This window comes from Sphingopyxis terrae subsp. terrae NBRC 15098, assembly GCF_001610975.1.
GTDB classification, from domain to species: domain Bacteria; phylum Pseudomonadota; class Alphaproteobacteria; order Sphingomonadales; family Sphingomonadaceae; genus Sphingopyxis; species Sphingopyxis terrae_A.
In genome coordinates this window covers 3,343,340-3,357,089 of record NZ_CP013342.1, presented here as the reverse complement: position 1 = coordinate 3,357,089, position 13,750 = coordinate 3,343,340, and the positions used below count along the sequence as shown (strand labels likewise).

Here is a 13,750-nt window from a genome sequence, read left to right as displayed (position 1 = left end):
GCGCCAGACATCATGGTCGCGCGTGAAACGCCTGTTGCGAGCCTCGGCCTCGCTTCGGGGACGATGTTTTTTGGGGGCCCTAATGTCTGCGACCATGGAATTTCCAACCCAATATCACGAGGCGACGCGCGACAAAGCGATCCGCGGCGATGTCCACCTGTTTGAGGCGTTGGCAGGGGGCGAAGATCATGACGTCTTGGCGGACCATTGCCTGTCGGACGATGCCGCCGCCAACACCCGGCGGCTCTGGCACGATTACTTGCTGCAATTTGATGTGAGGTCGGCGATTTTGACCGTCACACTGCCGGGAACGAGGCGTCAACGTCACTCCTTTTTGATCGGCTTCGACCAGATGCGCGGCGACCCCACCGCTACTCGGCATCTGCTGGTAATGATGCAGGATATCTGGGAGCGGATCGGCGCGCAGCCGGTGCATCATTTCCAGTTTTCCGGCGCCCTGTTCCGCGCGGCAGCTGGACCGATTGACGCTCACGTCGACAGTCCGCTCCACAACGGCATTGCGATCCAGATGAAGCGTGATGGCAAGGACATTCGCGCGCTGTTTTTTCGCCAGGATGGCGAGGCGCATTTCAGCGATCGTGATGCGGCATCACTGCAGCTGATCACGCCGCTACTGGCAGAGTCGGCCACCGGGGTGGCGCAGCTGGCACAGCAGTCGCAACGCTCTGCCATGCTGGAGGGTATGTTTGACCGGGTTTCGATGGCGATGGCGCTGTTGTCGGCCGACGCACAGCCCCTGTTTTTAAACAGTGCGGCCACCATTTTGGTCGAACAGCGAAAATGGCTGATCCGCGCCGCTGACGGCGCGATTTTCGCCGCAGATCCGAGGCAAGCCAAGCAATTGCGCGAAAGCATACGCCGCGCCGCCACCGCATCGCCCGATGCGCCGGTCGAAGATGTCTTCCGGCTCGATTGCCGCGATGGTGAATGGCGACTCGCCTACGTCATCTCGGCCAAATCGCGTAACGGAGAGAACATGACGCGCTGTGCCATGGTGATCATAATGGGTCCGGGCAAGGTCGATGCACCGACATCGCTGCTCGAAGCGCTCGGCTTGCTGCCGTCCGAACAGCGGTTCTTGGGCCACTTCCTGAAATCGAGCAGCCTGTGCACTGCGGCGGAAGGGTGCGGGCTGTCGGAGGAGACGGCGCGGACGTATCTGAAGCGCGTGCGCGCAAAGTTGGGTGTTCATCGCCAGATGGAGTTGGCCGGATTGATCTCGGGTCTGGTGCTGCCGCTGAACGCTGCGGATGGCTCTGCGCGACTGGGACAATAGACATGTCTTGGAACCCTCTCGCCGCTGGGCGGGCGTCTGCCAATCCGGACAATCTGCTCAAAAAGCTTTTGATCCCGCAAAAGCCGATTGCGGTTCGGCTCATCCTGTTCTCCGCGATCGCCAACATGGCGGCGCTGGCCATGTCACTATTCATGATGCAGGTCTTTGACCGCGTCCTGACCAGTCAGAGCAAAGACACGCTGTTCTTCCTCGCACTGGCAATCACTCTCGTCGTTGCGTTGGGTTCGACGCTCGACGGCATTCGGCAACAGGTTGCGAACCGGGTTGGCACCTGGATGGCGCAGCAATTGGGCCCGACGCTGCTGCTGCGCTCGCTTGAACAAAGGCTGGTCGCGCCGAACGTCCGGCTCGAAGCGCTCCGCGAAATGATGCAGGTCAAGAATTTCATCTCGACCCCGACGGTATTCAGCGTCGTCGACATGTTGTGGGTGCCGCTTTACTTGCTGGTCGTCTTTTTGCTGCACCCGGTCTTCGGCCTGCTGTCCGCGGTCGGCGCAGCAGTGTTGTTCGGCCTCACCTGGTACAATGAAAGGATCACGCGCGCGGCGATCAGTAGGGCCCAGTCACTCGCCAGCAGCAACATGCAATATGCCGAATCGCTGGTCCGCAACAGCGAAGTCATTGACGCCATGGGGATGGGCCCGGATACCATCGCACATTGGCGCGAGCGCTACATCGCCGAAACCGACGCGGTCGACCGCACCCAGTTTCAGTCTAGCAAGATCCTGGCGTGGATGAAGTTTGTCCGCAACCTCGTGCAGATCGCCGTCCTCGGCATCGGCGCGTTGCTCGTGCTCGACCAGCAGCTCACCGGGGGCGCGATGATTGCCGGATCGATCCTGATTGCGCGTCTGCTCGCACCAATCGAGGCGGCGATGAGCTATTGGAAACAGTTCGTGCTGGCGCGTGAAAGTCTAAAACGCCTGTCACGTTTTTGCGACCTGCCCACGCCGCGCCCGTCGCAGATGGCATTGCCCAAGCCGTCGGGCGCGATGGCCGTTGAAAAGCTGACCTACTCGGCGCCCGGCATGAAGGGTGCGATCCTTAAAAACGTCAGCTTTGCGATCGCGCCAGGAACGTCGCTGGCGATCGTTGGTCCGTCAGCGTCGGGCAAGACTACCTTGTCGCGGTTGCTCGTCGGAGTACTCAAGCCTTTGTCAGGGCATGTGCGGCTCGACGGCGCCGATACCTTCGACTGGATGCGCAGCGATTTTGGCCCGAACATCGGCTATCTGCCGCAGGACGTCGAACTGCTGCCCGGATCGATCCGCGAGAATATCGGGCGCTTTCGTCCCGATGCACGTGATGCTGACGTGATCGCGGCGGCAAAGCTGGCAGATTGCCACGATATGATCTTGCACCTCGATGGCGGCTATGACTGCGTCCTCACCGATGGCGGGCATCAGCTGTCAGGTGGTCAGCGTCAGCGCATCGGGCTGGCACGTGCGCTGTTCGGGCTGCCGCCGCTAGTCGTGCTCGACGAACCAAACGCCAGCCTTGATGCGCGCGGTGACGCGGCGCTGCTGGCAACGATCAAGAAGCTGAAGGCGCTCAACATGACGACGATCATCGTCTCGCATCGCGCCAATCTGCTCGAACTGGCGGACAAGATATTACTGATGATGGACGGTCAGGTTGCGAAATTCGGCGATGCCCGGACGGTGGTCGAAGAGATGGCCGGTAAGCGGCGGTCCATCGCGCCCGGCGAGGCCGCGCCCCCAGCAGATCCCAGCAACGCCAAACCAGCGATGTTCAAACACGGGGGAATGGAGGCATGAACATCCCTTTTCGCTTCCGCGAGGACGGGGATCGGGTGCGCCTGGCGCTGCCGCCCCCCGCGCATGATGTCGCTGGTCCGCGGGTGAGAGGATCGATGCGTCTCGCGCTGGTGTCGATCGGTCTGTTCGTGGTCGTTTTCGCGGCTTGGAGCTGGGCTGCGCCATTGAACAGCGCGGCGATCGCCAGTGGATTTCTGGAGGCCGAAGGCGGAGGGCGCCGGACGGTCCAGCATCTGGAAGGCGGCATCGTGCGCAAATTCCTGGTGAAGGAAGGGCAGGAGGTGCGCGCTGGCCAACCGCTCGTGCTGTTCGACGCGACGCAGAGCGAGGCATCGGACGTGGCCATGCGGACCAGCTTGTACGGCCTGCTCGCACAAGACGCGCGGCTCACCGCCGAGCGGTTGGGCCTGTCGGTGGTCCGCTACCCGGCCGAATTGCTGGAGGCGGCGGACGATCCCCAGGTGAGGGAGATCATTGCCGCCTCCAATGCGGAATTTGCGTCGCGGCGGCGTGGTCTTGCCGAGCAGACGCAGATCCTCTCACAGCGGGTTGGTCAGTCGAACGCCGATATCCGCAGCTCAGAAGCGCAAATCGCGGCGCTGACCGATCAGGCAAAACTGCTCGACGATGAACAGATCAGCGTCGACATGCTTGTCGATGAGGGGTTGGAGCGAAAATCGCGGCTGCTCGCGCTGCAACGCCAGAGGGCATTGGTTGACGGTGAGCGGGGCAAGCTCGCTAACAACCTCGATCGGCTACGCGACACAATTGGCGAGACGCGTGCCCAGATGGTGTCGCTGCGCGGGCAGGCCGTGCTCGAAGCAGCCGGACAGCAGCGCCAAGTGCAATTGCAGATAGCCGAGGTACGCGAGAAGCTGACGGTCAGCAGCGATATTCGCGCGCGTCAGCAGGTGGTCGCGCCGATCGCCGGTCGCGTTGCCAATCTGCGGCTGATTACGCCCGGGGGCGTGATCGGAGCCGGCCAGCCGATCCTCGACATTGTGCCCACGTCTGAAAAGATCGTAGTGTCGGCACGGTTACGTCCGATCGACATCGACGTGGTACACAAGGGGTTGAAGGCAGAGATCAAGCTGACGCCGTACAAGGCACGGGTGATCCCCAACCTCCTCGGGACTGTCAAGGATGTAAGTCCCGATGCGATCTACGACAAGGACGCGCAGCAAATCTACTATAAGGTGATTGTCGAGGTATCGGCAGCGCAGCTCAGGAAATACCCCGATGTCCAGTTGATGTCGGGAATGCCCGCCGAGGTCTATATCGACCTCGGGTCCAGTTCGCTGGTGCAATATCTGTTCCAGCCGATGATCGACAGTTTCAATCGGTCCTTCCGCGAGGGATGACCCCGACGCGGCTTGGTCCACTGCGAACGCCGGGGGCGGCCAGCATAATGGGGGGAAGAGCTTGGTGGAATCTGGAATATCGTTCCGCAGCCTTCGTCAGACGGTGCAAGGCGCCGCGCTGGGCGTCGCGGCGATATTCTGCGTCTGCGAATCCGCGCCGCTCTATGCGCGTGAGCGCGCGATCGTTCAGGCGCCACCTTATGCCCCCTTTCGCTACTCGACGGCGATGGCGCGTGTTCTGGCGGTCCAGGAAGGTTGGCCGCCCGAGCCCGCGGATGCCGATTCTTCCAACGTGGCGCGGGCGGACGCTTCGGGCACCCTTTTCTTGTCGGCGCCGATTGCGCCAGGTTTGGCCGAAGCCGGACCGCCGACCGAAGCGTCGGATGCGCATCGGAAAAGTGCACAGGCCACGCCCTTGGCTATCGACTGGGACGCGCCGATCGCACCAAGGACTGCCGCTGCCTCGCCTTCGTCGTTGGCCGGCGCGCGAGAGGCTGACGATGTCGGCTTCGACACCGCCTCGAAGGGGGCGATCGGCGAAACAACGGCCAATCTCAATGTCGATGTCGATGTTGACGTCGGCGGCGCGGATTGGCTGGGTAATGCCGGGCTTCGCCGACGAGCGGTGATCGCGCGCGCAGAGACGTCTGTCACGGATCGGGCCATTTGTGGCGACTGCCTCGATCCTCGGGACGGCAAGTTCGCGGATAAGCAGGGGCGCGCGGTGTGGCAGACGGCCGCTATCGCGCGCGGCCCGAAAGGGGCGGAGCGCGGCCGGGCTCCACGCGGCGCGGTGAACGCAATTCCGAACAGCTTGAGGCCGGGCATTGCTATTCGCTTCGGTCCGTCCGCTCCCGTCACCACTTTCGATCCGCCAGCGCTGCCTTCAGACATGATAAATCTGGCGTGCGTGGTGGCTGCCCAGAACCGGGCCGGGCCGCCGTGCTTTTCCGTCGGCAGCGCCAATCGCGTTGGCCGTGATGCGACGGCAAGCATGGGCCGATTCCCCGCCTTCGAGGCCGATGTCTCTGCCGCCCCCTGGCTCGGCGACGGGGGGCGGCGCCGGGCCGCGCTCCTCGCGCGGCCCGAAGCTTCGAAGCTGGGTATGGCGTCGCAGCCGACCGGCAACGTCGAGGACGATGGCGCTGTCCTGCCGTCCGAGGCCGTCACCGGCATTGATGGCGCTGACGGCCAAGCCAGCGAGACCGATCTTTTGGCGATCAAGACGCTGCCGCGGGGAGGGATCGCTTTTTCGGGTGGCTATTCGTCGCTCGAAGGGCCGATCGGTACCGTCAAGATCGCGCGCACCAACATCGGCGCGCCGGGCCGCGACATCAACGCATCGGTGCGCTACTCGAAAATTCAGCGCCTGTTCGAATTTGGTCTCGCTGATGCTAATTTCATGGGCAGAAAATTGTTACTGGCGCCGACATTTTTCTATTCCCGATCCACCGCGGTAGGCTTCGACGCTCAAAGCAAATCGTCTGTGTTTCGGCAGACCGCACGCGGCGTTAATTTCTATGCCGCGAAATCCTTCGGCCGGGGCCTGCGGGTCGCCGCAAATTACCGCTATTCGGACGAGGATTTCCTGATTCGCCAGCAGAATGCGCGATGTGACGTCGGCCTGCATGGCAGCCCGTTCTGCAATGCGCTGGGCCGGTCGACCAGTTCGGTATTGAGCGTTGGACTCACGCTCGACCGGCGCGACCGCGCGGTCGGTCCGACGCGCGGATTTCAGCTTCGCCTCACGCCGGAAATCGCCGGACCGGGGGGCACGTCGCGCTTTTTCCGGTTTCGCGCAACCGGTAACTTCCACCGCCGTATCGGCGACATGCTTGATGTGTCCTTGGGACTGGAGGGGGGGATAATGGAAACGATCGGGGGGCGGACAATCCCGCTGTTCGACCGTTTCTATATTGGCGGCAACAGCATGCGCGGTTTCGACCTGCGCGGGATCGGACCCAAGGTCGTTCCGTTGAAGGCGCCCATTGCCCCGCCGACGGCGATCGGCGGTCGTGCCTATTATGCCGGGCGGTTGGAAGTGGCATTTCGGGTGGAAGGCGCGATGCAAAAATTCGGTGTCATCCCCAGCGTTTTCGTTGATGCCGGGTCCGTGTTCGGCGCGTCGAAGAACGAGCTGATTACCGGCGAGCGACTGATCGGAAACTCAGCGAAGCCACGCGTGGCGGTCGGCTTGGGGCTGGCATTCAACGCTGGGCCAGGGCAATTGCGGTTCAGTCTCGCCCAGCCCGTCGTGCGCCAGGAAGGCGATCGTTCAAGGAAATTCTCCATCTCCTTGGGAACGGCCTTCTAGCGGTCGAGCGCAAGGCGCGCAGCCTCCATATCTGTACAATCGCGGGACCGGCGGATTTTCGGATGTCCCCATCTGGGAATGATGGAAAACCGGCGCTTCTGGCAAGTGAGGTCGATTATGATGGCGGACTTTGGGGGCGATAATGAATTGCAACGTCATCGGCACGAAAGACCGTCTGTCAATCCGCATCGAACCGGCTCTTGGCCGATGCGCGCGGCTCCGCGTTCTCGGCCGCACCGGATGGAAGCTGCGCCGTTCATGAGTGCCTCGGCCGGCCCCGTCTATTATGGCACGACCGAACCTCTTCCGACGCGGCTTCGTCGTTTTCGCGAGCTGTGCGGCATCAGCCGCTCGGAGCTCGCGCTGCGGACGGGTCTCAGTCGGCCGACGATATGGGCGTGGGAATCGGGCAAGACCCGGCCGCGGCTTAGAAACCTGCGCGTTTTGGCGAACGTCCTTGGTATCTCGCAGCTCGAGCTTGTCGGCGGGCTCGAGGCAGCGGTTCCTGACAACGAAGTCGAGGCGATGTTGGCGACGGGGTGGGAACATGGCGACATGCCCGCAGGGATCGCCAATCCGCAGCGGCTCAGCATCATGATCTATGCCGCCAAGCTCAGCATTGCGGCGCTTGCCGGGATCAAGGCGCAGAATGTGAAAATTTCGATCGAGCTCTGAAATGCGCCGCCACGGCTATTGCCGGTAAGAGCCTACCCCTTCGCCGAGGTACTGATTGTTCGCCTCACGCTGCGCGGCCGCCTCGTCATCGTATAGAAAGGGTAGAAACGCGTAGCGCCGCCCTTGCGTGACCGGCGTCGCCTCGTGCAGCAGGCCGCAGCCAAACACGATCGCGCCGCCGGGGGCGGGGCGGTATGTGCGCGCACCGAACTCGGGAAAACGCAGTTCGCCGCCCTCGAAATCATCATTGAGGTTGATCGTCACCGCAAAGCGGCGGTGCGCGGTGCCCATTGTCGTATTGTCGCGATGGGCCCGAAAGTGACCGGCGACCGATGCGTCGTAGCACGCGACAATGTACCGCTCCATGCGGGTCGCGTCGAAGTTGAAGGCGCGCTGGATCACCGGACGAAGGCAATGGTTCACCCGCGCACTGAGCACGCGGCAAAAGGCCGGATCCTTGATTGTGACGTCCGACCGGCGTTTGTGGCCATGATCGATGACCGATATCGTCTTGCCGTCAACCTCTCGCATGAAGCCGGAATCCTGCCCGCCTTCGGCGTCATAAAGCTCAATCAGCCGCCGACAGGTCGCGCGGTCGAAGACACGCGGCACGGACAGTACTGGCGCCCAGTCTTCGGGCTTGCCCTCTTGGGTCAGGCGATCGGTCAGCGCCAGCGCCTTGTCGGCGTCGGCCAGATGATAGCGACCGGCAACGCGTAACTGGCGATCCAGCACGATGATATAGGGTTCGTAATGGTTGTTGTCTGCCGAAGAGGCGCCATATGCGTTGCTGACCGCACGATCACTGTCGAGGATGTAGCGGATCCCGGGAATCCGCGTAGTGATCCGCCCGGCCGCATGGTCCGCGACATCCAGAATGACTCCGAAAAACGAACAGCGACTGTCGTCGAAACGATCGGGATCAGCCATCAGCCTGGCATGGGCGGCGCGGACCCGATCGACGGTCGCTGAGCCCATGAAAAACAGCAAGACTGCGCGTCCGGCAACCGTATGGAACGTATATTGCGGGTTTACGTCCAGTACATGCGTCTTGAACCATGGCGCTGCCGATCCGACGATCGGTTTCGGTATGGAATCTTCCCGCGTCGCAGATCGTGCCATGATACCGCCCCCCGCCCCCGCGTGATGCTCGAACCTTGTAGCATTTGGGAGAAATGGGCACAAGCGCGCCGGGCGCGGCGCCAACTCGTCGATGATATTCGCAGCACATGGCAGGTCAGCATCCGGCGGGCCTGCAGCGTGCTCCGGTCAGAACGATCCAGCTACCACTATCGTGGCAAGGGTGCCGATCAGGCCGACCTCAAGCAGCGGATCAAGGAGCTCGCGGAGACGCGGGTTCGGTACGGCTATCGCCGTATTCATATGCTGCTTCAACGCGAAGGCTGGGCGATCAACGGCAAGCAGGTTTATCGGCTTTACAAGGAGATGGGCCTTGGGCTGCGCAATAAGCCGTCCAAACGGCGGGTGAAGGCGAAGCTGAGGGAAGGCCGCTGTGCGGCCTCCCGCGTTAATGATGTATGGGCCAAGGGCTTCGTCCAGGACCAGTTGGCGACAGGACCGAAGCTGCGGATCCTCACAGTGGTCGACACCTTCCGCCGGTTCTCGCCGGCAGTGGTTCCGCGGTTCCGGTTCCGGGCACCGGACGTGGTCGAAATGCTGGAACGGGTCTGCGGGCAGGTGGGTTATCCCGCCTCGATATGGGCTGACAGTGGCATCGAATTTATCTCCTGCGAGCTCGATCTGTGGGCCTGCATGAAAGGCGTGACGCTCGGCTTCTTGCGGCTTGGCAAGCCCACCGACAACGCGTTCAACGGGAAGTTCCGGGCGGAATGCCTGAACGCCCACTGGTTCATGAGCCTGGATGATGCGGTCCAAAAATGCGAGGCTTGGCGTAGAGACTACAACGAGATACGACCGCACAGCGCGATCGGCAACAAACCACCGATATCGCTTATGTTGGCGTCAGCGGCACATGGCCCGCCCTGATGCCCGCACGCTGGAAAGCCGCCAGCAGGGTGGTCCAGAAACGGGGTGTAGCTCTTGATGACCTGGCCCAAACTGTGCGATCGAAACGCGGTCAAAATGCCCTCTCCATCGATATCAAATTGGACCATTTTGTTAGTCGAACTACAGTTATGGCCCCAAACATGTGGGGAAATATGTGGGGGTAGGACGCGGACATCGAAGAATAAAGAATTAAATATCAATGGCTAAGCGTGCGGTTCGATACAAGCCCTGCCACCACCGCTTTTGACGACGATCCTCACTTGCCGCGTCGCGGCCCCGCGGCGGGATCAGTGTCGAGCAAGTCTTCCAGAAACAGCGACATCAGCATGGCCTGGCTGCCGACGCCTGCCTTGGCATAGACTTGGCTGAGCTGCGCGCGCACGGTGCCTGACGCAGCGCCGCGGAGTCGAGCGATTTCGGCGACGTCGCAGCCCTTGAGCGCGAACAGCGCGACGTCGCTCTCTCCGCGCGTCAGTGACCAGGCATCGAAGCGATGGGCAATATGGTCGGCGAGTGCGCCGCGAGCGCGGGCGAGCGCATCGTCGGCGCGTGCGAGATCGGCTGCGATCCGGCGCAGGTGGCGCGCGCCGAGTACGAGGCCGGCGAGCAGTGCGAGGGCGACGAGGCATTCCATCATCACCTCGACGCTGAAGCCGCGTCCGGCCTGTTCGATCAGATCGTCGATCCCGTCGACGACGAAATAGCTCGCGGCGACGGCTTGAAGCGCCACCACGGCGATCGGGCCGATCAGACGGGACGAAAAGCGGCTTTTACCGGGCGCAGACTGGATAGATGGCATGGCACTTCCGCTTATCGGGACGGGAATAAGCGCCTGCTTATAGGGCGAAACGCTCCGCCGCGCTAATCGTGCGCCACACAAGGAGATGCAAATGACCGATAGGGAAAAGCAGGTGCTGACCAAGGTGCCGGCGGTGACGCTGGGTTTCTGGATCATCAAGATATTGGCGACCACCTTTGGCGAGACCGCGGGCGACACGGTGAGCATGTCGATGAATCTGGGCTATCTGGTCGGCACCGCGATTTTTGCGGCGGTGCTGGCGATCCTGATCGTCTGGCAGATTCGCGCCCGCGCCTTTCATCCCTTCCTCTATTGGGCGACGATCATCGCCTCGACGACGGCGGGAACGACGATGGCCGACTTTGCGACGCGCTCGCTCGGCATCGGTTACCCCGGCGGTTCGCTGCTGTTGCTCGGTGCGGTACTGGCCTCGCTCGCGGTCTGGCACCGCGCGCTGGGCAGCATCTCGATCCAGTCGGTGCACGAACCGCGGGCCGAGCTCTATTACTGGCTGACGATCACCTTTTCGCAGACGCTGGGCACCGCGCTCGGCGACTGGATTGCCGACGGCCCGCTCGGCTACCTCGGGTCGGCGATCATCTTCGGTGCGCTGCTCGCGCTGCTCGCCATCGCTTATTATCGCACCGCGATCAGCCATGTCGCACTGTTCTGGGCGGCCTTCATCCTGACCCGTCCGCTCGGCGCCGTGGTCGGCGATTTTCTGGACAAGCCGGTCGATCATGGCGGGCTGGCGCTGAGCCGCGCCGGTGCATCGGCGGTGCTTGCCATCGCGATCGTCACGCTGATCCTCGCGCTGCCGCAGCGCGCCGCCGCGGCGCATGACGATCGCGGCGGCTGAGCGACCGGCTATTTCCGCTCGACCAGTTCGCGCAGCAAGAAGGCGTGGAGCATGGCCGCGCGCACGGCGTCCTCGGCATGGTCGGCGCCGACCGAGTGGCCGCCTTCCAGATATTCGTGATAATAGACGCGGTTGCCATAATCCTGCAGCTTTGCGGCCAATTTGCGGGCGTGGCCGGGATGGACGCGGTCATCCTTCGTCGAAAGGTACAGGAAGATCGGCGGATATTTCACGCCCTTGCGGACATTCTGATAGGGCGAATATTTCGACAGGAAGGCCCAGTCGGCGGGATCGTCGGGATTGCCATATTCAGCGACCCACGAGGCGCCCGCGAGCAGCTTGTTATAGCGCTTCATATCCGCGAGCGGCGAGCCCGCAATGACCGCGCCATAGAGATCCGGGCGCTGCGTCATCGCGGCGCCGACCAGCACGCCGCCATTCGAGCGACCCGAAATGGCAATCCTGCCCTTGCTGCTGATGCCGGTCTTGACCAGATCCTCCGCGACGGCGTGGAGGTCGTCGAAACTGTTCTGGCGTTTTTCGCGCAGCGCCGCCTGGTGCCAGGCGGGGCCATATTCGCCGCCGCCGCGAATATTGGCGAGGACATAAGCGTTGCCGTCCTCGACCCAGAACAGGCCGAGCGGACCGGCGCGATAGGGCTGACCGGTCAGATAGCCCGGCGTCTGCGCGGCGCGGAAGCCGCCATAGGCGTGGATCAGCGCGGGCACGGGGCCTTTAGCGCCGGCTTTGCGGACGAGGAAATAGGGGATCTTGGTGCCGTCCTTCGACGTCGCGAAGCGCTTTTCCACCGTCATGCCCTTGGCGTCGAAGGCTGCGGGCAGGCTTTGCACGACACGCGGCGCGGCATTGTCGGTGACGGCATAAAGCGTCGGCGGGTCGAGCATCGTTTCGGCAGTCGCGAAGATCGTGTCGCGCTTGGCGATCGCGCCGGCCAGATGCACCATAGCGTTGGCCGCCAGCGGCACCTCGCGCTGGGTCCAGGTGCCGCTCGCGGGATCGCGGCGCAGCGCGAACAGCTTGCCTTCGACATCGTCGAGCGCCTTGACCCAGAGAATATTGTCGGTCGCGCTGACCTCCTCAATCGCCTGCGCCTTGGTCGGCGCCATCACCGCCGCCATTTTCGCGGGGCGTCCGGCCGCCGCGTCGGCGAGCGACAGCGCGACGAGCGAGCCTTCGCCGAAGCCGTCGGCGGGCTTGTTGAGGAAGATGATTGCCTGACCGCCGATGACATCGCGTAGGTCGGCGGTGTCGGGAATCGGCGCCGGGACGAAGTCCGCGCCGTGGGCGGCTCGGATGCTGTAGTCGCTGGTATAGAAGCTCTTGTTGCGGGCGATGAGGATCCAGCGCGTCTTGCCGTCGTCGATCGCGATCGGGTTGATCCCGACGTCGCTCGCTTCGCCTTCGGCGACGACCGCTGCGCTGGCAAGCAGCGTGCCACGCCTCCAGCGTTTGACGATGCGCGGATAGCCCGACGCGGTCATGCTGCCTTCGCCATAGTCGGTGGCCACGAGCAGCGTGTTTGCGTCCTCCCAAACGACCGCGCTCTTCGCCTGCGGCAGCGCAAAGCCGTCGGTCACGAAGCGGCCGGTGGTGCGGTCCCATTCGCGCACGATGTCCGAATCGGTGCCGCCGGGACTGAGCGAGACGAGGCAGCGCGTGTAGGTGGGGGCAAGACAGTCGGCGCCGTGCCAGACCCAGCTTTGCCCCTCCGCCTTGCCGAGCGCGTCGACGTCGATCAGCGTTGTCCATTCGGGCGTTCCGGCGAGATAGGCACTCAGCGGACTTTGCCGCCAGATGCCGCGCGGATGGTCCGCATCGCGCCAGAAGTTGGTGATGGTATCGCCCATCACCTGACCGGGGTCGGCAATCTGGCGGTCGTCGTCGAGGATCGCTTTCGCGCGCGCCCGATCCTGTTCGAAACCGGGGCGATTTAGGATCAGCTTGTCGGCCGCGGCATTTTCCGCCTTCACCCACGCCAGCGCCTTTGCCCCGTCGATATCCTCCAGCCACAACCAAGGGTCGGTCTCGGTCGCGGCGAAGGCCGCCGCGGACAGCGAACAGGCAAGGGCGAGCGCGGCAAGGCGGGCGCGGATCATCTCGGTCTCCATGAGCAGGGTCTGAAGCTGCTGTGCTAGCACTATCAGACACCCGATGGGAACCGCCTACTGGTCGATGACGATCGTTCCGGGGTGATGCTTGTCGAGATGTTTCCGGATGATGCGCAGATTGCGCGTGTTCGACCGGAACAGAAAGTCGAAGGCATCGCCGACGAGCGGGATGGCCCCAAGCGCAGTGTCGACGCCGAGATTGCCCATCATCCGCCACAGCTTCCATTTGGGCATGCCCAGATTGCGCGCTTCCCAGATGATATAGGCCCCCATGACGGCGGTCACGACATCGCCGACGACGGGCACCAGCCCGACGATCGCGTCGAGCCCGACCGGCCGGTTGATGCCGGGAATGGTGAAGCTGCGTTCGAGGAGAAGCTCCAGCGTTTCGATGCGCTTGCGCAGCGCCGCAGGATTGTTGCGATCGGCAACCAAGGCTTCGAAAATCGCGTCCGTATTGGGCGTCGAGGGGGGCATCGGCGTCCTTTC

At 63.1% G+C, this 13,750-nt stretch carries 10 protein-coding genes and 1 pseudogene; 7 read left to right on the top strand and 4 right to left on the bottom strand.

The features are described 5' to 3' along the window. Positions 1-94: 94 nt before the first annotated feature. The 5 genes from AOA14_RS20165 to AOA14_RS15980 all read left to right on the top strand — a co-directional run bounded on the left by AOA14_RS20165 (position 95) and on the right by AOA14_RS15980 (position 7,446). The gene (locus AOA14_RS20165) at positions 95-1,297 is read left to right on the top strand and encodes a helix-turn-helix transcriptional regulator (RefSeq protein WP_062902501.1); all 1,203 of its coding nucleotides are present in this window, start codon (positions 95-97) and stop codon (positions 1,295-1,297) included. 2 nt (positions 1,298-1,299) lie between these two features. Next, positions 1,300-3,096 (top strand): type I secretion system permease/ATPase, encoded by a 1,797-nt coding sequence (locus AOA14_RS15995; RefSeq protein ID WP_062902500.1) that lies wholly within the window; start codon positions 1,300-1,302, stop codon positions 3,094-3,096. Next, positions 3,093-4,457 (top strand): HlyD family type I secretion periplasmic adaptor subunit, encoded by a 1,365-nt coding sequence (locus AOA14_RS15990; RefSeq protein ID WP_062902499.1) that lies wholly within the window; start codon positions 3,093-3,095, stop codon positions 4,455-4,457. Before AOA14_RS15995 ends, AOA14_RS15990 begins: the two co-directional genes overlap by 4 nt. A gap of 64 nt (positions 4,458-4,521) precedes the next feature. After that, positions 4,522-6,771, top strand: a complete 2,250-nt coding sequence (locus tag AOA14_RS15985; RefSeq protein ID WP_238929785.1) for a BamA/OMP85 family outer membrane protein — start codon at positions 4,522-4,524, stop codon at positions 6,769-6,771. A gap of 258 nt (positions 6,772-7,029) precedes the next feature. Continuing rightward, a complete protein-coding gene (locus AOA14_RS15980) occupies positions 7,030-7,446 on the top strand; it encodes a helix-turn-helix domain-containing protein (protein WP_186401929.1) in 417 nt (138 codons plus the stop codon). Between the two features lie 15 nt (positions 7,447-7,461). On the opposite strand, the gene AOA14_RS15975 is transcribed toward AOA14_RS15980, so the two are convergent. Next, entirely contained in the window at positions 7,462-8,568 is a 1,107-nt protein-coding gene (locus AOA14_RS15975; protein ID WP_062902496.1) for a 2OG-Fe(II) oxygenase, read from the bottom strand. A gap of 75 nt (positions 8,569-8,643) precedes the next feature. On the opposite strand from AOA14_RS15975, the pseudogene AOA14_RS15970 reads away from it, so the two are divergent. Next, positions 8,644-9,453: pseudogene (locus AOA14_RS15970) on the top strand (IS3 family transposase); the annotation flags it as partial. Between the two features lie 277 nt (positions 9,454-9,730). Here the strand turns inward: AOA14_RS15970 and AOA14_RS15965 are convergent. Then, the gene (locus tag AOA14_RS15965) at positions 9,731-10,273 is read right to left on the bottom strand and encodes a helix-turn-helix transcriptional regulator (protein WP_062902495.1); all 543 of its coding nucleotides are present in this window, start codon (positions 10,271-10,273) and stop codon (positions 9,731-9,733) included. Positions 10,274-10,364: 91 nt separating this feature from the next. On the opposite strand from AOA14_RS15965, the gene AOA14_RS15960 reads away from it, so the two are divergent. Continuing rightward, positions 10,365-11,132 carry a COG4705 family protein gene (locus tag AOA14_RS15960; protein ID WP_062903216.1) on the top strand — a complete coding sequence of 256 codons (768 nt, stop codon included), beginning with the start codon at positions 10,365-10,367 and terminating at the stop codon, positions 11,130-11,132. Positions 11,133-11,140: 8 nt separating this feature from the next. On the opposite strand, the gene AOA14_RS15955 is transcribed toward AOA14_RS15960, so the two are convergent. Then, a complete protein-coding gene (locus tag AOA14_RS15955) occupies positions 11,141-13,249 on the bottom strand; it encodes a prolyl oligopeptidase family serine peptidase (protein WP_062903215.1) in 2,109 nt (702 codons plus the stop codon). Between the two features lie 66 nt (positions 13,250-13,315). Beyond that, positions 13,316-13,738: a DUF4112 domain-containing protein gene (locus tag AOA14_RS15950; protein ID WP_003044221.1), complete on the bottom strand. Its 423-nt coding sequence runs from the start codon at positions 13,736-13,738 to the stop codon at positions 13,316-13,318. Positions 13,739-13,750: the final 12 nt, after the last annotated feature.